Genomic DNA, 20,555 nt, shown 5'->3' with positions numbered 1-20,555 from the left:
GGCCGCCGTTGGAAGCTAGGGTTGGCCGAACTGGGTCAAGCGACCCAGTTGGAGACAGCGAGGTTCCCGATGCACGACGCCCCCACGATGCAGCCGAACGACCAGGCGGATCGCTCGACGCCCGAGGCCGCCGCGGGCCGTCCCGATGGCCGTCGTTCCGCCCGTCGCCCCATCGTCGCCGTCGCCGCGATGCTCGCCCTGATCGTCGTCCAGGCCGTTGCCGACCCCACCGGACTGCTGGCGCTCGTCGGCTGGTCGGGTGCGATCCCGCAGGCGAGCGCCGGCGTCTGGCCGTTCGCCCCGTACCTCGTCTTCGTGCCCGTCGTGCTCGGCGTCGTCTGGTGGGTCGCGGTGCGCGCGGGCGACCGGTTCTGGACGCTGACGGCGGGCGTCGTGCTCGCGGTGCTGCTCGCCCAGGCCGCGGCCTGCTTCGTCATGACGTGGGATCTCGCGGTGGCCGCGTGGGCGGCCGGCTTCGTGACGGCGAAGGCCGTGCCCGCGGCCCTCATCGTCGCCGCGCTCGCGCGCTGGCTCGGCGGCCCGACGACGCGTCGGTCGTACGACCGCGGCTCGATCTGGCCGGCCGCGGTGGTCTTCGCAGTCGTCTCGCCGCTGCTCGCCGGCCTCTGGTGGACGGGGGCCGTCTACGCCGACGGCATCCCGGTCGCGCGTCTCGACCGCGGCATCCTCTCGATGGTCGTCGCGGTGGTGCTCATCGCCGGCGCGACCGCTCTGTGCCTGCACTGGATGCGGGTGCGCGTGCCCGGCGTGCTCGGCGGCTGGCTCGCCGCGCTCGTCGCCGGCGGCCTCGTCGGCGTCGTGCAGGCGATCGTCGCGTTCCTGGTCGACGGCGGCTTCGCGGGCGACATCTGGCCGCTGATGGCGGGCTACGTGACGGTCGCCGACGGACTCGCCTTCGGCGCCTGCCTCGGCTGGATCGTCGGAGCGAGCGCGGTCGTCTTCGACCGCGTCAGTGCCGCGCGCACGGCTCGTGCCGCACGGGCACCCGAGCTCGTCGCCGCCGCGGTCGCGGTGCTCGCCCTGGGCGCGGTGGCCGCGACCCTCGCGGTGCCGAGCGCCGAGGCTGCGGCCGGGGCGGCCGGCACGACGACCGAGACTTCCCCGCCCGAGGGGTTCCTCCGGGCGGAGGGCTCGATCATCACCGACGGCGCCGGCAACCAGGTGCTGCTGCGCGGCGCCAACGTCAACCAGCTCGTCGACTTCTACCAGCACCAGCCCGACGTGCCCGCGACCCGGCCGCTGACCGAAGACGACTACGCCGGCATGGCCGAGTACGGCTTCAACGTCGTGCGCCTCAACATCTCGTGGTCGGCCCTCGAGCCCGAGCGCGGCACGCTCGACCCCGAGTACCTCTCCCAGATCGAGGACGCGGTGGAATGGGGTGCCGAGCACGGCATCTACACGGTGCTCGACATGCACCAGGACGGCTGGTGGAACGGCCCCACCGAGGAGGGCACCGCGTGCCGCCCCGGCACCGAGGAGATGTGGGGCTTCGACGGCGCCCCCGAGTGGGCGACGTTCACGGATGGCGCACCGCGCTGCCAGTTCACCGGTCGCGACATCTCCCCCGCCGGCGACCGGGCCTTCCAGAACTTCTACTTCGACACCGATGGCGTGCAGACCGCCCTCGCCGAGACCTGGGGCGAGCTCGCCGCCGAGTTCGCGGACGAGCCGATGGTCGCCGGCTTCGACCTCATCAACGAGCCCGGCTTCGGCGAGACCGCGCCTGTGACGACGTCGCATCAGCTCGGCAAGTTCTACGACGCGGCGATCGACGAGATCCGCGACGCCGGCGCCCCGCAGATCGTGTTCTTCGAGCCGAGCATCCTCTGGTCGGGCCTCGGCTTCGACACCGGCCCCACCCCCGGCTTCACGGAGGACGACAACATCGTCTTCTCGCCGCACCTCTACGCCGAGTCGATCACGATGGACCGCGACCTCGGCATTCCCCCGATCGTCGGCATCGAGCGCCAGTTCGCACTCGCGCAGCGCGTCGCCGACATCTACGACGCACCGCTCTGGTCGGGCGAGTACGGCTACTGGGGCGGCGAGGAGAGCTTCTGGGGCGAAGACGCCGACTCGCTCTCGCGCCTGAACCGCTACGCCGACACCGAGGACGAGCGCATGCTCGGCAGCGCGTACTGGGTGTGGAAGCAGGCCTGCGGCGACCCGCAGAACGGCATCGGCCCCTACGGGAACGCCCTCATGATGCAGGAGTGCGAGACCGGCGGCGACGCCCCGCCCAAGACGGGGCTCCTCGAGATCCTGAGCCGCGCCTACCCGCAGTCGGCGCCGGGAGCGCTCACGTCGCTCGAGGCCGAGGGCGGCGTCGTCGACCTCGCCGGAACGGCGGCGGGCCGCAGCTGCGACCTCGAGGTGTGGGTCCCCGGCACGGCGAAGCCCGACGTCGAGGTCTCCGGCATCACGAAGGTCGAGACGACCGAGGTGCCCGGCGGATGGATCGTGACGGGTTGCGTCGACGGCGACTACACGCTCTCGACCAGGGGCTAGCCTCGGAGGCATGACCCCCGAGTACGCGCAGAGCGGGCCCGACGACGGCCGTCGTGCCTCGCTCACGGCCATGATCGCGGCGGAGCCCGACCGGCTCCGCCGCCGGAGCATCTCGCTCGGCGTCGCGCCCGATGACGCAGAGGATGTCGCGCAGACCGCCCTGCTCCGGGCCTGGCGCTCGATCGACCGCCTGCACGCGGCGGAAGCCGGTCAGATGTGCTCGTGGCTCGACGCCATCGCCCGGAACGCCGCGGCGGACCTCGCCCGCCAGCGAGCCCGTCGCCCCGTGGCCGTGCTCGATGCCGACCTGCCCGATGGAGCGAGCGTCGCCGGCGACGTCGAGATGCGCGTGATCCTCGACGGAGCCATCGACGCGATCCAGCGCCTTCCCGACTCCCTTCGCGAACCGCTGCTCCTCAGCGTCGTCGACGAGCTCTCGGCTCCCGAGATCGCCGGACGCCTCGGGATCACGCCCGCCGCGGCGCGGCAACGCATCTCCCGCGCGCGGAAGTCGCTCGCCGAGTGCCGGGAATCCGGCATGGCCGAAACCTCCTGACGTTCTCCCCGACGGGAGAGCCGGCCCTGTTCCCCCAGCGACCGGCCCTCCCGTGAGTCGCGTCAGGCGGTGCCGAACGGGTTGTCGACGGCGTAGCGCCATCCGTGCTGCTCGTCGTGCACCGCGACATCCGCGGTCGTGCCGGCCAGCGCGACCTCCGAACCGTCGGGGCCGGTGCCCGAGATCGTCCAGTCGGCGATCGCGAGGCCCGTGTCGCCGCTCTGGAAGACGTGCCGAACCGTCATCGTGATCGGAAGGTTCAGGCCGAGGAACTGCTCGAGTGCGCCGCGCACGCCCTCCGCGCCTCGCACGGGATGCCCCGGCGCCGGCACGAACACGACGTCGTCGATGTTGAGCGCCATCAGGCCGTCGAGGTCGCGCGCGTTGAACCGGTCGGCGAACGCGAGGTTCAGCTGGTCGAGTGAGGTGACGGGAGACGCCATGCGGAAGGGGCCCTTCTTCGTGAGGCCGGCCTCGTGCAGGCCTCTACTGAGAAAGACGTCGCCGCACGCGAAGTGTGACATGCGGGTGGTGACGGCCCGGCCCCCCAACGAGAACGGCCCGGGTCTCAGTGAGACCCGGGCCGATTCGATCGTGGTGCGCGAGGGGGGACTTGAACCCCCACACCCTTGCGAGTACTGGCACCTGAAGCCAGCGCGTCTGCCAATTCCGCCACTCGCGCACGTGTGGTCGCACCTCAGTGCGTCCAACCACGAGAGACTAACATCTCGCGCCCCGCAAAGCCATTCGAGGCCAGCGGATGCCACGCGCCGCACGCCGAGTCGGAGGACGAACGCCGCGACACGCCGACGGCCCGCGGCGTGTCGCGCGTTCTCTCCTGCGACTCGGCGCGCGCGGGGCCCGCCCGCGCCTCCACGATTCCTCCGAGTCCGGCTCGCACCTCGCGCTCCGCCGCCACCCGGGAATAGCATCGATCTGCGGGTTCCGTTGCCCCGACCGTCGCGACGAAAGGACCGCCTTGTGACCACCCCCAGCGAGTCCGGCCAAGCCCAGGACCGCACCAGCACCCAGGCCAGCACCGACGCCACCCCCACCGGGTCCAGGCACGACCTCAGCGGCATCCGTGCCTATCTCTTCGACCTCGACGGCGTGCTGACGCCGACGGCGACGGTGCACATGCACGCGTGGACGCGCCTGTTCACCCCCTACCTCGAGCAGCACGGCGCCGCGCCGTACTCCGAGGCCGACTACTTCTCGTACATCGACGGCAAGCCCCGCTACGACGGCGTGCGCAGCCTGCTCGAGAGCCGCGGCATCCGCGTGCCAGAGGGCGAGGTGACCGATCCGCCCGAAGCCGACACCGTGCACGGACTCGGCAACCGCAAGAACGAGGCCTTCAACGCGACCCTCGCAGAGGAGGGCGTCGCGGCGTACCCGGCGAGCGTCGCCTTCCTCGACGCCGTCCAGGCGAGCGGATGCCTCGTCGCCGTCGTCTCGAGCTCGAAGAACGCCCCATCGGTGCTGGCGGCGGCGGGGATCGCCGACCGCTTCGAGGTCGTCGTCGACGGTGCGGTCGCCGCGCGCGACGGCATCCCCGGCAAGCCCGCGCCCGACACCTTCGCGCGCGCGGCCGAGCTGCTCGGCGTGCCGACCACCGCATGCGCCGTCGTCGAAGACGCCGAGTCGGGCGTCACCGCCGGCGCGACGGGTGACTTCGGCGTCGTGATCGGCGTCGATCGGGGCGTCGGCCGGGCGGCACTCGAAGCGCTCGGCGCCGACATCGTCGTCGACGAGCTCGACGAGCTGATCCCCCTGCTCCCCACGAACACGATCACCCCACGAGAGGACAGCGAATGAGGTTCGCCGACCACGACCCGCTGAACCGCACGCGCTTCCCGATCGACGAGTGGGCGCTCGTCGAGACCGAGTTCGGGGGCGACGCCGACATGGGCCGCACCGAGACGATCTTCGCCGTCGGCAACGGGTACCTCGGCCTCCGCGGCAACGTGGAGGAGGGCCGCGACGGCCACATGCACGGCACCTTCGTGAACGGGTTCCACGAGACGTGGCCGATCCGTCACGCCGAAGAGGCGTTCGGCTTCGCCCGCGTCGGCCAGACGATCGTGAACGCACCCGACGCGAAGGTCATCCGCCTCTACGTCGACGACGAGCCGCTCGTGCTCACGGTCGCCGAGCTCCTCTCCTACGAGCGGCGGCTCGACTTCCGTCTCGGCGCGCTCAGTCGCTCGATCGTCTGGCGCACCCCGTCGGGCAAGCGCGTGCTCATCACGAGCCGCCGCATGGTGAGCTTCACCGACCGCCACCTCGCGGTGCTCGACTACGAGGTCGAGCTGCTCGACGCCGATGCCGCGGTCACGATCTCGAGCCAGATCCTGAACCGCCAGGACGGGCGCGACGAGTACCGTTCCGGCGTGCCCGAGGCCGTCGGCAGCTTCGACCCGCGCAAGGCCGAGATGTTCAACGACCGGGTGCTGCAGCCGCGGGTGAACCGGGCCGAGGGCGGCCGCTACATCCTCGGCTACCAGACCACGAACTCGGGCATGACGATCGCGGTCGGCGCCGAGCACCAGATCGCGACCGAGAACCAGTTCAGCGAGTCGAGCTCGATCGGCGACGACCTCGCGAAGCACATCTACCGGGTGCACGCCAAGCAGGGCCGTCCGATCCGCGTGACGAAGACGATCAGCTACCACACGGCCCGCACGGTGCCCACGCGCGAGCTCGTCGACCGATGCGACCGCACGCTCGACCGCGCCGCCGAGCTCGGCGTGGCCGAGCTGTTCGAGCAGCAGCGCTCGTGGCTCGACGACTTCTGGGCGCGATCCGACGTCGAGATCGAGGGCCAGGCCGCGATCCAGCAGGCCGCGCGGTGGAACCTCTTCCAGCTCGCGCAGGCGACGGCGCGCACCGACGGCGACGGCGTCGCGGCGAAGGGCGTCTCGGGTTCCGGCTACGGCGGCCACTACTTCTGGGACACCGAGGTCTACGTGATGCCGTTCCTCAGCTATACGGCACCGGTCGTGGCGCGCAACGTGCTGCGGTTCCGGCAGCGGATGCTTCCGGCAGCCCGCGCCCGCGCGCTCGAGCTGAACCAGCTCGGGGCGCTGTTCCCGTGGCGCACGATCAACGGGCAGGAGTCGAGCGCCTACTACGCGGCCGGAACCGCGCAGTACCACATCGACGCCGACATCTCCTATGCGCTGAACCAGTACGTACGCGCGACCGGCGACCAGGACTTCCTGGCCCGGGGCGCGATCGACATCCTCGTCGAGACGGCGCGCATGTGGGAGGACCTCGGGTTCTGGCGCTCGAACACCGACGACGTGTTCCACATCCACGGCGTCACCGGACCCGACGAGTACACGACGGTCGTCAACGACAACCTGTACACGAACGTGATGGCGCGGGCGAACCTCGCCGCAGCGGCATCCGCCGTCGACGACCTGCAGGTGCAGGACCCCGCGGCGTACGACCGCCTCGTCGAGCGGCTCTCGGTGACGCCGGCCGAGGTCGCGAGCTGGCGGCGCGCGGCCGCCCACATGCACATCCCGTTCGACGAGCAGCTCGGCATCCACCCGCAGGACAGCGCGTTCCTGCAGAAGGAGCTGTGGGACCTCGAGGCCACGCCCGACGACCGGCGCCCCCTGCTCCTGCACTACCACCCGCTCGTCATCTACCGCTTCCAGGTGCTGAAGCAGGCCGACGTCGTGCTCGCCCTCTACCTGCAGGGCGACCGCTTCTCGACCGAGGCGAAACGGGCCAACTTCGAGTACTACGACCCGCTGACGACGGGCGACTCGACCCTGTCGGCGGTCGTGCAGTCGATCATCGCGGCGGAGGTCGGCTACCACGAGCTCGCGATGCGGTACTTCCGCTCCGCGCTCTTCGTCGACCTCGCCGACCTGCACAACAACACCGCCGACGGCGTGCACGTCGCATCGACCGGCGGCGTCTGGAGCGCGCTCGTCTCGGGCTTCGGCGGCTTCCGCGACCACAACGGGGTCTTCACGTTCGATCCGCGGCTGCCCGACGGCTGGCAGCGGCTGACGTTCCGCATCACGCTCCGCGGCACGCGGCTGCGCGTGGCCCTCAACGCGGATGCGATCTCGTTCGCCGTCGAGGACGGCGGCGAGGCACGGGTGCGGGTGCGCGGCGCCGAGGTGGTCGTGGGCCCCGATTCGGATGTCTCGGTGCCGCTCGACGGCCACGGTCCGCGCCTCTACGGCGCGCCGACGATGCGGGATGTCACGGGCTCCCGCCGCGCCGACGGAACCCTGCTCACCGCGTCGATCCCGACCCTGTCGCTCGACGTCGACGAAGCCGACTCGGCGATCCAGGTGGACTGATCACGAGTCTTCCCAGCCCTTCGGGCTACCATGTCACAAGTCACGACGGCGTCGGTGAGAAACGACGACGTCGGCGCAAATCTGGAGCGGGAGACCTGTGGGCCTACTGGACAACTTCGAGAAGGGTCTCGAGCGCGCCGTCAACGGCGCGTTCGCGAAGACCTTCCGCTCGGGGCTGCAACCCGTCGAGATCACCTCGGCCCTGAAGCGCGAGATCGACACGAAGGCTGCGGTCGTCTCGCGCGACCGCGTGCTCGTGCCGAACAGCTTCGTCGTGCGCATGGCACCCGACGACTACGCGCGCATGTCGGGCCTCGGGCCGGCGCTCATCGACGAGCTCGTCGACCTCGTGCAGAAGCACGCCGCGAGCCAGCACTTCCAGTTCGCCGGCGGCATCACGCTCTCGCTGCACCCCGACCCCGGCCTCGCCGTGGGCATGGTGCAGGTGGACTCGCAGAACGTGAAGGGCCAGGTCGCCTGGACCCCGGTGCTCGACGTGAACGGCAAGCGCTACCCCATCATGAAGGGCCGCACGGTCATCGGCCGCGGCAGCGAGGCCGACGTCACGCTCGACGACTCGGGTGCGTCGCGGCGCCATGCGGAGGTGCAGTGGGACGGCAGCCGTGCACGCGTGCGCGACCTCGGCTCGACGAACGGCACCCAGCTCAACGGCTCCCCCGTGAAGGACGCCATCCTCGAACCCGACTCGGTCATCTCGATCGGCCGCTCCCGCATCACGTTCCGCGTGCTGGCGCAGGCGTCGAACGGGCCCTCGGGCTTCCGCGGCCGCACCGACCCGGCCACCGAACGCCACGACATGGGCGGGTTCTGGGGGCCCGGCGAATGAGCGAACTCACCCTCCTCGTGCTCCAGCTCGGCTTCCTCGTGCTGCTCTGGGTGTTCATCTTCGCGATCGTCTACGCACTGCGCAGCGACCTGTTCGGCCAGCGCGTGCGCAAGCTGCGGCCCGAGGCTGCGGGGGCCGCTGCCGCTGCCGCGGCGCCGGCGGCGGCTTCCGCGTTTCCGAGCGCCCCCGTCGCGGCGGCGGCCCCGACCGCTCCCGTCTCGCATGCCGCGCCGAGCGGCGGCGGATCCGGTGAGCTCGCCTCGAGCGAGAACGCCACCCGGCTCGTCATCACGAGCGGCACGAAGAACGGCGCCGAGTTCCCCCTCGGCCACGACGAGATCACGATCGGCCGCTCGAGCGACTCGGCCATCATCATCCGCGACGACTACACCTCGACCCACCACGCGCGTCTCATGCAGTGGAACGGCCGATGGATGCTGCAGGACCTCGATTCGACGAACGGCACCTTCCTCAACGGCTCCCGAGTGACCGTGCCCACCCCGATCCCGCTCGGAGCCACCGTGAAGGTCGGAGCGACGACGTTCGAGCTGCGGCGGTAGCCATGGCGAACATCAAGGCGAGCGCTGCGGTCTCGCACGTCGGACGGATCCGCTCGAACAACCAGGACTCCGGATACGCCGGACGCCGCCTGTTCGTCGTTGCCGACGGCATGGGCGGGCACGCGGGCGGCGACGTCGCGAGCGCGATCGCCACCCGGCGCATCGCCGAGGCCGACGTCGACTACGAGAACACGACCGAGGCGTCGGCCTCGCTCGAGGGCGCGCTGATCGCGGCGAACCGCCAGCTCGCTGCGACCGTCGCCGACCACTCCGAACTGACGGGCATGGGCACCACGGTCAGCGCCGTACTGCTCGTCGGCGACCGCGTCGTCATCTCGCACATCGGCGACTCCCGCATCTACCTGCTGCGCTCGGGCGAGCTCAGCCAGATCTCCACCGACCACACGTTCGTGCAGCGACTCGTCGACGCCGGCCGCATCACCGCCGAAGAGGCCATGGTGCACCCCCGCCGATCGGTGCTCATGCGCGTGCTGGGCGACGTCGAGGCCTCGCCCGAGATCGACGCGCTCGTGCTCGACACCCGCGACGGCGACCGCTGGATGCTCTGCTCCGACGGACTCTCGGGCGTCGTCTCCTTCGACGACATCCACGAGCTCATGTCGGCCGACGCCGGCGCCAAGCAGGTCGCCGATCGACTCGTCAAGGCCTCCCTCGACGGCGGTGCTCCCGACAACGTCACCGTCGTGATCCTCGACATCGGCGAACCGCCGGCACCGGCGACCCCGCCGCTCATCGTCGGTTCCGCGGCGGCCCCGCCGGCGTTCGGCCAGGCGTCCGAGCCGGTGCGACCCCGCGGCATCCGACTCACGCCCTTCCGTCCGCACCCGGTGCAGGAGACGCACTTCGAGCCGGACTCCGAGGACTACTTCGACGAGATCATCGAGGAGGACGCGCGCCGCCGCCGCCGACGCCGCTGGGTGTGGAGCTTCTGGATCGTGCTGCTGATCGGGGCGATCGTGGCGGCGTTCGCACTCGGCTACCAGTGGACGCAGACGCGCTTCTACGTCGGCGAGTCCGACGGACGGGTCGCCATCTACCAGGGCATCCAGCAGAACCTCGGTCCGATCTCGCTGCACGAGCTGTACACCGAGACCGAACTCGACGTCGCCGACCTCCGCACCTACGATCAGCAGCGCGTCCAGCAGACGATCAGCGCCGGTTCGTACGCGGAGGCCTATCGCATCGTGCAACGCCTGGAGGAATCCGTTGAGTGACCTCCAGTCCCCGGCCCTCACCGGCACGCCGCCTGAGGGCATCCGGCGCATCCGCATCCCGCAGAAGCTCCGCAACCTCGAGTTCTGGCTGCTCGTCGTGGCGTGCTTCATCAACGCCTCCTCGATCGTGCTCGTACAGCTCGGGGCGCTCGGCCGCGTCGACACGCAGCTCGTGCTGCTCGGAGCGGGACTCTCGCTGCTCGTGTTCGGCCTGCACGTCACGATGCGATTCACGGCCCGCGACGCCGACCCGTTCCTGCTGCCGATCGCGACGGTGCTGAACGGCCTCGGCATCGCCATGATCTACCGCATCGACATCGCAGAGGGCGATGCCGGTTGGGAGAGCGCCGCGGTCAGGCAGATCGCCTGGAGCGCGATCGCGATCATCTGCGCGATCGCGACGATGCTCGTCATCCGCAACCACCGCGTGCTGTTCCGCTACACCTACCTCGCCGGGCTCCTGGCGATCATCCTGCTGCTGCTCCCGCTCGTGCCGGGCCTCGGGCGCGAGGTCTACGGGGCACGGGTCTGGATCGGGATCGGCGACATCGCGACCTTCCAGCCGGGCGAGATCGCGAAGATCGCGCTGGCCGTGTTCTTCGCGGGCTACCTCGTGCGCAACCGCGACTCCCTGTCGATGGTCGGCACGAAGTTCCTCGGCATGCAGTTCCCGCGTGCCCGCGACCTGGGCCCGCTCCTCATCGTGTGGGCCCTGTCGATGGCCGTCATCGTCTTCCAGCGCGACCTCGGCACGGCGCTCCTCTACTTCGGCCTGTTCCTCGTCATGCTCTACGTCGCGACGAGCCGGCTCTCGTGGGTCGTGCTCGGGCTCAGCCTCTTCATCGGCGGCGCGATCATCGCGAGCCAGACGCTCGACTACGTCGGCAATCGCTTCGCGAACTGGCTCGACCCGTTCAGCGCCGAGCGCTTCGACGCCGAGGTCGGTGGCAGCTACCAACTCGTGCAGGGCCTCTTCGGGCTCGCCAACGGCGGGTTGATCGGCACCGGCTGGGGCCAGGGCCGACCCGACCTGACGCCCGTGCCGCAGAGCGACTACATCATCGCGAGCCTCGGTGAGGAACTCGGTCTCGCGGGGGTCTTCGCGATCCTCGCGCTCTACCTGCTCTTCGTCGCGCGCGGCTTCCGCATCGGCTTCGCCGGCCAGGACGACTTCGGCAAGCTGCTCGGCGTCGGGCTCGCGTTCGTCGTCGCGCTGCAGGTCTTCATCGTCGTCGGCGGCGTCACCCGCGTCATCCCCCTGACCGGCCTCACGACCCCGTTCCTCGCGGCGGGTGGTTCGTCGCTCGTGGCCAACTGGATCATCGTCGCGTTGCTGCTGCGGCTCTCCGACACGGTCCGCAACCATCCGAGGCTGGTGATCGACGGATGAATCGAGAACTCAAGCGCGTCTCCATCGTCGCGTTCCTCATGTTCCTGACGCTGCTCGTCTCGTCGACGATCATCCAGTACGTGCAGGCCGATGCCCTCGCCGCCGACCCGCGCAACTCCCGCACGCTCTACGAGAGCTACTCGATCGAACGCGGCCCGATCCTCGTCGGCGGTGAACCGATCGCGTACTCGCAGCCGTCCGACGACGACTACAAGTTCCAGCGCGTGTACGCGAACGGCCCCCTCTACGCGCCGATCACCGGATACCTCCCCGTCAACGGAGAGGCGACGGGGCTCGAGCGCTCGCTCAACGACTACCTGAGCGGCCAGTCGTCGAGCCAGTTCTTCGACTCGCTCAATCGCCTCATCTCAGGGCAGGACCCGATGGGCGCCTCCGTCGAGGTCGCGATCGACCCGGTCGCGCAGCAGGCCGCGTGGGACGCACTCGGGGACTACACGGGCGCGGTCATCGTGACCGAGCCGTCCACGGGTCGCATCCTCGCGATGGTGACGAAGCCCACGTTCGACCCGAACACGCTCGCGGTGCACAACTCGGCCGAGGTCACGGCGACCTACGACGGGCTCCTCGCCGACCCCGCCGACCCGCTCTTCAACCGTGCGACGGGCGGCGACATGAACCCGCCCGGATCGGTGTTCAAGCTCGTGACCGTCGCCGCGGCACTCGAGTCGGGCAAGTACACGCCCGAGAGCCAGCTGCCGAACCCGTCCTCCTTCACGCTGCCCGGCACCGACTCCGTCGTGCGCAACACCGAGGGCGGCAACTGCGGCGGCGGCGAGACCGTCAGCATCGCGACCGCCCTGCGGCTCTCGTGCAACATCCCGTTCGCCGAACTCGGCATCGAGCTCGGCGACGCCGCGATCCGCGAGCAGGCCGAGAAGTTCGGTTTCAACGACGAGTTCCTGATCCCGACGATCACCGAGGCGAGCGTCTACCCGCGTGCGCTCGACGACGCGCAGACGGCGCTGACGGCGTTCGGCCAGTACGAGGTCCGCGCGACGCCCATGCAGATGGCGATGGTGTCGGCCGCGATCGCCAATGGCGGCATCGTGATGAACCCGAATCTCGTCGACCAGATCACGGCGCCCGACTTCACGCCGCTGCAGGAGTTCGAGGCCAAGGAGTTCGGCCGAGCGATCAGCGAGGAGACGGCGAACACGATGGTCGGCATGATGGTCAACGGCGTCGAGAACGGGGCCGCGAGTAATGCAAGAATAGACGGCGTCAGCGTGGCCGGTAAAACGGGTACAGCGGAGAACGGAGAGAGTGACCCCTACACTCTCTGGTTCACCGGTTTTGCCCCCGCCGACAATCCTCAGTATGCAATCACGGTACTCGTTGAGGATGGCGGGGGACTTGGCCAGGAGGGGTACGGCAATCTCATCGCCGCACCCATCGCAAAGCAGGTACTAGAGGCGGTGCTGAACAAATGAGACCGAGCGCAGGGCTCACCTTCGGAGGGCGCTACGAACTGCAATCCCGCATCGCGATCGGCGGGATGGGCGAGGTGTGGCAGGCCACAGACCTCGTCATCGGCCGACAGGTCGCGATCAAGATCCTGAAAGACGAGTACCTGGGCGACCCGGGCTTCCTCGAGCGCTTCCGCGCCGAAGCCCGTCACGCCGCACTCGTCAACCACGAAGGCATCGCGAACGTCTTCGACTACGGTGAGGAAGACGGCAGCGCCTACCTCGTCATGGAGCTCGTCCCCGGCGAGGCCCTGTCGACGATCCTCGAGCGGGAGCACGTGCTCTCGACCGACAAGGTGCTCGACATCGTCGCGCAGACGGCCGCTGCGCTGCAGGCCGCGCATGCCGCGGGCCTCGTGCACCGCGACATCAAGCCCGGCAACCTTCTGATCACGCCCGACGGGCGCGTCAAGATCACCGACTTCGGCATCGCGCGCATCGCCGACCAGGTGCCGCTGACGGCCACCGGCCAGGTCATGGGCACGGTGCAGTACCTCTCGCCCGAGCAGGCTTCGGGTCACCCGGCCTCGCCGACCACCGACATCTACTCGCTCGGCATCGTGGCCTACGAGGCCCTCGCCGGCCGTCGCCCGTTCACCGGCGAGTCGCAGGTCGCGATCGCGATGGCGCAGATCAACGAGACGCCGCCCGACCTGCCCGTCACGGTCTCCGAGCCGGTGCGCAACCTGGTCTACGGATGCATCGCGAAGAACCCCGCCGATCGGCCGCAGTCCGCCGCGCACCTCGCGCGTGCCGCGACGGCCCTTCGCCGGGGCGACGTGCAGGCCGCAGCAGCAGCCGTGCCCGCCGTGCTCGGCGCCGCCGGAGCCACCGCCGCGACGATGCTCATGCCCACGGCCGGTGCCACCGCGGCGACGACGGTGCTGCCGTCGGCCGCTGGTGCGCCGCTCGACGGCGAGGAGCCCGTCGAGGAGGAGAAGAAGAAGCGCAGTCCGTGGACGTGGCCGCTCATCGTGCTCATCGCGTTGCTCGCGATCGTGCTGATCGGCACGATCATCGCGCTCGCGCTCAACGGCGGAGAGAAGGAGGCGCCGTCCACGGCACCGTCGACGGCACCGTCGAAGACGGCCACGACTCCGCCGCCGCCGCCCACCACCGAGGCGCCCACGAACGCGCAGGTCAACCGCGAGGACTACCTCGGCCTCACGGTCGATGAGGCTCGCGCGAAGCTCGAGGGTCTCGGCATGGTCGCGAACGCCGTCGAGGGCAACCCCGCTGCAACGGGCGACGAGGCGGGCCGCGTCTACGACGTCAACCCGACGGGCAACATGAAGATCGGCTCCGAGGTGACGATCACGTACTACGCCTCCCCTGAGACGCCGAGTGCGCCGACCTCTGCGCCGACCGCGAACCCGAACCCGTTCACGCCGTCGTCCGACGTCAACGCGAAGGTGCCGGTCACCATCTCGTGGACCGCGCAGCAGTGCCCCGCGGGGCAGGAACTGACCGGCTACTCGGTCCAGGTCACGGGCGATGCGACGGCACCAGGTCCGGTTTCGGCGGGAACGACGAACGCGCAGGTGATGGCTGGTCAGCAGGAGTTCCAGGTGACGTTCCTGTACTTCTGCGGTCCGGTGAGCTCGCCGGCGTCGCCGGCGCTCACGGTCAAGGTCGACAACTGACCCGAGCTGCGGGACACGAGAAAGGGCATGGAGCTGCACGGTGAACGATGAAGGACGAGTGCTCGCGGGTCGATACCGCGTCGGCGCTCTCATCGGGCGCGGCGGCATGTCCGACGTCCACGTCGGCACGGACACCCGGTTGGGGCGCCAGGTCGCGATCAAGCTGCTGAAGCCGCAGCTCGCGACCGACCCCGCGTTCCGCATGCGCTTCCGTCAGGAGGCGCAGTCGGCCGCTCGCATGGCGCATCCGACGATCGTGCGCGTCTTCGACGCCGGTGAAGAGACGGTCGTCGACGCTGCGGGGCAAGAGGTGCAGCTGCCGTTCATCGTCATGGAGTTCGTCGAGGGGCGCCTGCTGAAGGACATCATCCACGACGGGCCGCTCGAGGCATCCGCCGCGGTGCGCGTCATCGACGGCGTGTTGACCGCACTCGAGTACTCGCACCGAGCGGGAGTCGTGCACCGCGACATCAAGCCCGGCAACATCATGATCACGACCACCGGCCAGGTGAAGGTCATGGACTTCGGCATCGCGCGTGCCGTCTCCGATTCCTCGACGACCGTGGCGCAGACCACGGCGATCCTCGGCACCGCGTCGTACTTCTCGCCCGAACAGGCGAAGGGCGAGACCGTCGATGCCCGCACCGACCTGTACTCGACCGGCGTAGTGCTCTTCGAGATGCTCACCGGTCGCCCGCCGTTCCGCGGCGACACCCCGGTCGCGGTGGCCTACCAGCACGTCAGCGAGCGCCCGGTCAAGCCGAGCGTGATCAACCCGAAGGTCTCACCGGCCCTCGACTCCGTCGTGATGCACGCCCTCGCGAAGAACCGTGACCAGCGCTATCAGACGGCAGCCGAGTTCCGCACCGACGTCGACACCGCCGCAGCCGGTCGCGTGCCGGTGCACCGCGAACCCGATCAGGCCACGATGCTCTTCGGGGCACCCACCGGTTCGCTCTCGAGCTCCGAACTGGCCCTGCGCCAGCTCGCCGAAGACGAGACGATGACGAGGACCCAGCGACGCCCGCCGGCGATCTGGATCTGGTCGGGCATCATCGGCGTGATCGTCATCGTCATCGCCGTGATGTACTGGGCCTTCAACCTGGAGCCGAGTGCCGACCTGCCATCGAACGTCAGGGAGATCCCCGTACTCACCGGGAGCACCTACGAGGAAGCGGTCGACGCGCTGCAGGAGTTGGGGCTGCCGGCGACCCGAGTCGACAAGTCCGACGACACCGTGCCGGCGGGTGAGGTGATCAACACCGACCCGCCCGCGCACGAGATCGTCGACAACGGCACCGCTGTGACCGTGTTCGTCTCGACGGGCAGGCAGGCGGTCGCCATACCCGACCTCCGGAACAAGACCCTCGAGCAGGCGAAAGCCGATCTCACCGCACTCGGCCTCGTGCCCGGCGTCGAGACCCGCGAGTCGTCACCGACGGTTCCGGGTGACACCGTTCTCGGCACCACCCCCGAGGCCGGCGCATCGGCGGAGCTCGGCACTACGGTCGACTTCCGCATCTCGAGCGGCATGGTCACGCTCACCGACGTGACCGGTCAGACACTCGAAGCGGCGACCTCGTATCTCGCGGCGGAGAACCTGCAGCTCACGGCCGTGCCCAAGCCCGATGCCTCATGCAAGGCCGAGCCCGGCTCCCCGGTCACGAGGCAGTCCCTGGCGCCCGGAGACGTGCCCCAGCACTCCACGGTCGAACTCACCTACTGCGCGGGTTGACGACAGACCGGTCAGCTCGCCGTCGCCCGCACGAGCGGGCTGAGGCCGACCGCGCGTTCGCGCGCCTCGGGCAGCCCCGCGACCGCGAGCCAGTTGCCGAGCATGCGGTAGCCGCCCTCGGTCAGCACCGACTCGGGATGGAACTGCACCCCGAAGATGGGGGCGCTCTCGTGGCGCACGCCCATGATGACCCCGCCCTGGGTACGACTCGTCACGACGAGTTCGTCGGGCACGGTGCCGTCGACGACCGCGAGCGAGTGATAGCGCGTCGCCGTGAACGGCTGCGGTACTCCCTCGTAGAAGTCGCTGCCGTCGTGGGTGATGAGCGAGGTCTTGCCGTGCATGAGCTCTTCGGCGTTCGTGACGACCGCGCCGAACGCCTCGGCGATCGCCTGGTGGCCGAGGCACACGCCGAGGATCGGCTGCCCCGAGGCGAGGGCGGCCTCGACGATCGGGATCGACACGCCGGCATCCGAGGGCTTGCCCGGCCCGGGTGAGATGAGCACGGCATCGTACTCGGCGATGCGCGAGGGCACGTCGGCGACGTCGAACGAGTCGTTGCGCACGACGTCGGTCTCGGCACCGAGCTCCTGCAGGTACCCGTTCAACGTGTAGACGAAGCTGTCGTAGTTGTCGACGACGAGCACACGTGTCGAGGGTCGTTGCATGTCAGTTCACTCCACCGTGACGTTGATCGGGTTCAGGACGCCGTCGACCCATGGGAACACCCACGTGAAGAGGGCGAAGACGGCCGCTGCGACGAGCAGCAGCACGAGGATGATGCGCAGCCACACGGGGCCGGGCAGCACCCGCCAGAGTGCACCGTACATCTCTCAGCTCCCCCAGGTTGCGACGATCGGCGCGATCTCGGCAGGAGCGCCGGCCGCGGCCGGCTGCCAGGACTCGAGCACGCCGTAGGCGATGATGCGTTCGGCCGTCGAGTACAACGGATTGCAGCTCGTGAGCGTGACGATGCGGTCGGTCGGTGCGAGGTCGGGGTGGTGCGGTACCGGCGCCAGCACGTCGACCGTCTGCGGGGTCACGTACTCGAAGTCGCGGAAGCGGTAGGTGAACCAGCCGTCCTTCGTCTGGATGTAGATCGCATCGCCGAGCTGCAGTTGCTCGATCTCGTGCATGCCTCCGCCGTAGGCGCTGCGGTGCGACGCGATCGCGAAGTTGCCGACCTCTCCGGGTCGCTGCGTCTGCGGGTAGTGCCCGACGCCGAGGTCGAAGCTGTTGAGCACGTCGAGCCCGTACCCCTCGGCGATGTTGCGCTGCGAGTCCTCACCGAAGCGGGGCACGTACATGACCGCGAACGCGTCGCCGTTGGCGTACTCGCTCGTGTCGACGACGGGGTCGCCGTAGTCGGCCGGGTCGGGCGGAGGGGTGGTTCCCTGCGTCGCGCGAGCCTGCGCCTGCCATTCACTGCTGAGCTCGGATGCCGCGGAGGACTGCTGACCGGCCATGATGGCGTCGTTCCACCAGAGCTGCCATCCGAGGAACAGGAGGATCAGCACGCCCGCGGTGAGCAGCAGCTCCCCGAGCACGCCGACGACGCTGACTCGAGGGCGACGACCGTCCGAGGAGCGGCGTGCGCGTTGCGCATCGGCCTGGGACTCGGACATGAGGGCGATTCTAGCCCGCCGAGCAGGGAACCGAATGTGTCTGCAGGCCTTCCCTCGGCTAGAATCACCCGCATGGCACGTACGAAATCATCGAAGCCCGCGCGCGCAGAACAGGCGAGCGGCGAAGAGGCTCCGAACCCGGTGTGGTTCAAGCCCGTCATGTTCGGCTTCATGCTCGTCGGGCTCGCCTGGATCATCGTGTTCTACGTGAGCCAGGGCGCGTTCCCGATCGCCGATCTCGGCTCGTGGAACATCCTCATCGGCTTCGGCATCGCCTTCATCGGCTTCCTCATGACCACACGCTGGCGTTAGCCGGCGCGACAGACACACGAGAGGGGCGGATGCTGCGGCATCCGCCCCTCTCGTCGTACCCGCCGTTCGCGGTTGCACGTGCCGCTGCGATGCAGAGTTCTCCACAGGGTGTGGAGAACTCGGTGAGCCCGTGTCCCCCGTAATGACGACAATTACACGGGTGTAACTCTCCCCAGCTGTGGAGAGCGCTGTGGATAACTTCGAACGGCGTCAGACGATCGGGAAGAACGTCAGACGATCGGGAAGAAGATGTAGCGCAGGCTCAGCAGCACGAGCACGGCGCCCACCGCGATCAGCAGCCAGAGCTGCAGGCGCTGCTGCGACCGCTTGCGCGTCTCGACCAGGATGAAGCCGATGAGCGCGCCGGCGGCGAGACCGCCGAGGTGCGCCTGCCAGGCGACGTTCATGCCGGGGATGAAGCCGATGACGAGGTTGATGCCGAGCAGCACGAACAACTGCGTCGCCTGCCCGCCGAGCCGGCGCTGGATGACGAGGAACGCACCCATGAGACCGAAGATGGCACCGGATGCCCCGACGACCGGCACGTTCGGCGGTGCGAGCCAGAGCACGCCCACCGAGCCGGCGAATCCGGCCAGGAGGTAGAGCGCGAGATAGCGCCACCGGCCGAGCAGACCTTCGAGCAGTTGGCCGAAGATCCACAGGGTGTACATGTTGAGCAGCAGGTGCAGGATGCTGCCGTGCGCGAACACCGACGTCATCATGCGCCACGGCTCGAGCAGGCCCGGGTGGGAGTAGACGCCCGCGTAGCGGATCGCGTTCGTGACGGCGAGGCCCGGAATCAGCTGCAGGAGGTACACCGCGACGGAGATGCCGATGAGGGCATACGTGACCACGGGTGCACCGCGGCCGGCCGCCGAGCGCACGCGCGTCAGCACGGCCGGCTTGGTGCGCGGCGCGCTCGCGCGCTGCTCGCGCATGCACTCGGGGCAGATGACCCCGACCGGGGCCTGGGTCTGACACTCGGGGCAGATCGTGCGCCCGCACCGTTGGCAGAGGATGTAGCTCTGCCGATCGGGATGCCGGTAACAGAAGTTCGCCCGATCAGGCCCCGAGTCGCTCACCTGCGGGTCAGACCTGCTCGACGGTGATGCTCTCGATGACGATGTCCTCGAGCGGCTTGTCGCGACCGTCGGTCGCCACGGCGGCGAGCTTGTCGACGACGGCCTGGCTCGCGGCGTCGGTCACCTTGCCGAAGATGGAGTGCTTGCCCTGCAGCCACGTGGTGGGGCCGACGGTGATGAAGAACTGCGAGCCGTTGGTGCCGCGGCCCATCTGGATGCCGGCGTTGGCCATCGCGAGCACGTACGGCTCGGTGAAGTCGAGCTCGGAGTTGATCTCGTCGTCGAACTGGTAGCCGGGGCCGCCGACGCCCTGACCGAGCGGGTCGCCGCCCTGGATCATGAAGCCGGGGATGATGCGGTGGAAGATGACGCCGTCGTACAGCGGGGCGGTGGACTTCTCGCCGGTGGCGGGGTGGGTCCATTCGATCTCGCCGGTGGCGAGGCCGACGAAGTTCTTGACCGTCTTCGGGGCGTGGTCGCCGTAGAGGTCGACCTTGATCGGTCCGTGGTTGGTGTTGAGCGTCGCGACTGCGGTAGGAATCGGCATCCTCATATTCTGTCACGGGTGGATTCGTCAAGCGGCATGCCGGATTCGGACTCCCACCTCGCTTCCAGCCGTTTCGGTGGCAAGATGGAGTGGTTCGCTGCACATCGATGGAGGTCGAGATGAGCCTGTCACGCAAGCGCCGGAAGGAACTCAAGCGACTGCAGAGCAACGCTGGGGAACTCTGGGAGAACCAGCAGCACGTGCTCGAGCACGCCAACGCCGTCGCCCGTGAGGCCAGCCGTCAACTCGGCCACCTCACGCGCGAAGAGGTCGTGCCACGCGTTCGCACGGGGTACGACAGCTATGTCCGTCCCAACGTCCAGCGGGCCGGCACCGTCGCGCGCGTGGCCGGTGACACCATGGAACGCACGGTCGGCAACGCGCTCGGTTCGGTGCTCTCGATCGGCGACATCGCCAACGACGCCCGTGTGCGCCGCGCTCTCGAGCGCGTCTCGCCTCGAGCGGCCGTGGTCGTCAAGGAGAAGAGCGGCCCGGGCTTCGGCACCTACCTCGCGATCGGCGCGGGAATCATCGCCGCCGCGGGCGTCGCCTACGCCGTCTGGCAGACCTTCCGGGCCGACGACGAGCTCTGGGTCGCCGACGACGAGCCGACTCCGGGTCCTGCCACCGCGGCCTGACCCGCGCGAGTTTCCGATGGCCCCGCCTGATCCAGGCG

19 protein-coding genes and 1 tRNA gene are annotated in these 20,555 nt (G+C 69.4%); 13 read left to right on the top strand and 7 right to left on the bottom strand.

Annotation, left to right across the window (positions count from 1 at the left end; translation table 11 throughout):
• Positions 1-69: 69 nt before the first annotated feature.
• Complete coding sequence (locus ACFTQE_RS08905; RefSeq protein WP_376924709.1) at positions 70-2,532, top strand: glycoside hydrolase family 5 protein; 2,463 nt, start codon at positions 70-72, stop codon at positions 2,530-2,532.
• A 10-nt stretch (positions 2,533-2,542) separates the two neighbouring features.
• Positions 2,543-3,088 (top strand): RNA polymerase sigma factor, encoded by a 546-nt coding sequence (locus ACFTQE_RS08900; protein ID WP_376924708.1) that lies wholly within the window; start codon positions 2,543-2,545, stop codon positions 3,086-3,088.
• 62 nt (positions 3,089-3,150) lie between these two features.
• On the opposite strand, the gene ACFTQE_RS08895 is transcribed toward ACFTQE_RS08900, so the two are convergent.
• Both ACFTQE_RS08895 and ACFTQE_RS08890 read right to left on the bottom strand, forming a co-directional pair.
• Positions 3,151-3,612, bottom strand: coding sequence for a YybH family protein (locus ACFTQE_RS08895; RefSeq protein ID WP_376924707.1), 462 nt, complete (start codon positions 3,610-3,612; stop codon positions 3,151-3,153).
• 71 nt (positions 3,613-3,683) lie between these two features.
• Positions 3,684-3,770, bottom strand: a tRNA-Leu gene (locus tag ACFTQE_RS08890).
• Between the two features lie 398 nt (positions 3,771-4,168).
• On the opposite strand from ACFTQE_RS08890, the gene ACFTQE_RS08885 reads away from it, so the two are divergent.
• The 9 genes from ACFTQE_RS08885 to pknB all read left to right on the top strand — a co-directional run bounded on the left by ACFTQE_RS08885 (position 4,169) and on the right by pknB (position 16,313).
• Positions 4,169-4,906, top strand: coding sequence for a beta-phosphoglucomutase family hydrolase (locus tag ACFTQE_RS08885; RefSeq protein ID WP_376924740.1), 738 nt, complete (start codon positions 4,169-4,171; stop codon positions 4,904-4,906).
• A complete protein-coding gene (locus ACFTQE_RS08880) occupies positions 4,903-7,416 on the top strand; it encodes a glycoside hydrolase family 65 protein (RefSeq protein WP_376924706.1) in 2,514 nt (837 codons plus the stop codon). Before ACFTQE_RS08885 ends, ACFTQE_RS08880 begins: the two co-directional genes overlap by 4 nt.
• 97 nt (positions 7,417-7,513) lie before the next feature.
• Positions 7,514-8,263, top strand: a complete 750-nt coding sequence (locus ACFTQE_RS08875; protein WP_376924705.1) for an FhaA domain-containing protein — start codon at positions 7,514-7,516, stop codon at positions 8,261-8,263.
• Entirely contained in the window at positions 8,260-8,823 is a 564-nt protein-coding gene (locus ACFTQE_RS08870) for an FHA domain-containing protein (protein ID WP_376924704.1), read from the top strand. Before ACFTQE_RS08875 ends, ACFTQE_RS08870 begins: the two co-directional genes overlap by 4 nt.
• Positions 8,824-8,825: 2 nt before the next feature.
• The gene (locus ACFTQE_RS08865) at positions 8,826-10,058 is read left to right on the top strand and encodes a PP2C family protein-serine/threonine phosphatase (RefSeq protein ID WP_376924703.1); all 1,233 of its coding nucleotides are present in this window, start codon (positions 8,826-8,828) and stop codon (positions 10,056-10,058) included.
• Positions 10,051-11,448, top strand: a complete 1,398-nt coding sequence (locus ACFTQE_RS08860) for an FtsW/RodA/SpoVE family cell cycle protein (RefSeq protein WP_376924702.1) — start codon at positions 10,051-10,053, stop codon at positions 11,446-11,448. Before ACFTQE_RS08865 ends, ACFTQE_RS08860 begins: the two co-directional genes overlap by 8 nt.
• Complete coding sequence (locus tag ACFTQE_RS08855; protein WP_376924701.1) at positions 11,445-12,899, top strand: peptidoglycan D,D-transpeptidase FtsI family protein; 1,455 nt, start codon at positions 11,445-11,447, stop codon at positions 12,897-12,899. Before ACFTQE_RS08860 ends, ACFTQE_RS08855 begins: the two co-directional genes overlap by 4 nt.
• Positions 12,896-14,578 carry a protein kinase gene (locus ACFTQE_RS08850; RefSeq protein WP_376924700.1) on the top strand — a complete coding sequence of 561 codons (1,683 nt, stop codon included), beginning with the start codon at positions 12,896-12,898 and terminating at the stop codon, positions 14,576-14,578. The genes ACFTQE_RS08855 and ACFTQE_RS08850 overlap by 4 nt, the downstream gene beginning before the upstream one ends.
• A 40-nt stretch (positions 14,579-14,618) precedes the next feature.
• The gene (pknB, locus tag ACFTQE_RS08845; RefSeq protein ID WP_376924699.1) at positions 14,619-16,313 is read left to right on the top strand and encodes a Stk1 family PASTA domain-containing Ser/Thr kinase; all 1,695 of its coding nucleotides are present in this window, start codon (positions 14,619-14,621) and stop codon (positions 16,311-16,313) included.
• Between the two features lie 11 nt (positions 16,314-16,324).
• Here pknB and ACFTQE_RS08840 read toward each other — a convergent pair whose 3' ends face one another.
• The 3 genes from ACFTQE_RS08840 to ACFTQE_RS08830 are packed head-to-tail and all read right to left on the bottom strand — an operon-like array spanning position 16,325 to position 17,938.
• Entirely contained in the window at positions 16,325-16,981 is a 657-nt protein-coding gene (locus ACFTQE_RS08840) for an anthranilate synthase component II (RefSeq protein WP_376924698.1), read from the bottom strand.
• A 6-nt stretch (positions 16,982-16,987) separates the two neighbouring features.
• Entirely contained in the window at positions 16,988-17,143 is a 156-nt protein-coding gene (locus ACFTQE_RS08835) for a hypothetical protein (protein ID WP_375836213.1), read from the bottom strand.
• A gap of 3 nt (positions 17,144-17,146) precedes the next feature.
• Complete coding sequence (locus ACFTQE_RS08830) at positions 17,147-17,938, bottom strand: class E sortase (RefSeq protein WP_376924697.1); 792 nt, start codon at positions 17,936-17,938, stop codon at positions 17,147-17,149.
• A gap of 63 nt (positions 17,939-18,001) precedes the next feature.
• Between ACFTQE_RS08830 and ACFTQE_RS08825 the strand changes: the two genes are divergently transcribed.
• Positions 18,002-18,250, top strand: a complete 249-nt coding sequence (locus ACFTQE_RS08825; protein ID WP_376924739.1) for a cell division protein CrgA — start codon at positions 18,002-18,004, stop codon at positions 18,248-18,250.
• Positions 18,251-18,480: 230 nt separating this feature from the next.
• Here the strand turns inward: ACFTQE_RS08825 and ACFTQE_RS08820 are convergent, their stop codons facing one another.
• On the bottom strand, positions 18,481-19,188 hold the full coding sequence (locus ACFTQE_RS08820) for a rhomboid family intramembrane serine protease (protein WP_376924696.1): 708 nt from the start codon (positions 19,186-19,188) through the stop codon (positions 18,481-18,483).
• Positions 19,189-19,339: 151 nt separating this feature from the next.
• A complete protein-coding gene (locus ACFTQE_RS08815; RefSeq protein ID WP_375836209.1) occupies positions 19,340-19,879 on the bottom strand; it encodes a peptidylprolyl isomerase in 540 nt (179 codons plus the stop codon).
• Positions 19,880-19,998: 119 nt separating this feature from the next.
• Between ACFTQE_RS08815 and ACFTQE_RS08810 the strand changes: the two genes are divergently transcribed.
• A complete protein-coding gene (locus tag ACFTQE_RS08810) occupies positions 19,999-20,517 on the top strand; it encodes a hypothetical protein (RefSeq protein WP_376924695.1) in 519 nt (172 codons plus the stop codon).
• Positions 20,518-20,555: the final 38 nt, after the last annotated feature.

Source organism: Agromyces sp. NPDC056965, assembly GCF_042673425.1.
In the GTDB taxonomy this organism is placed as follows: domain Bacteria; phylum Actinomycetota; class Actinomycetes; order Actinomycetales; family Microbacteriaceae; genus Agromyces.
This window is presented reverse-complemented; position numbering and strand designations above follow the sequence as displayed.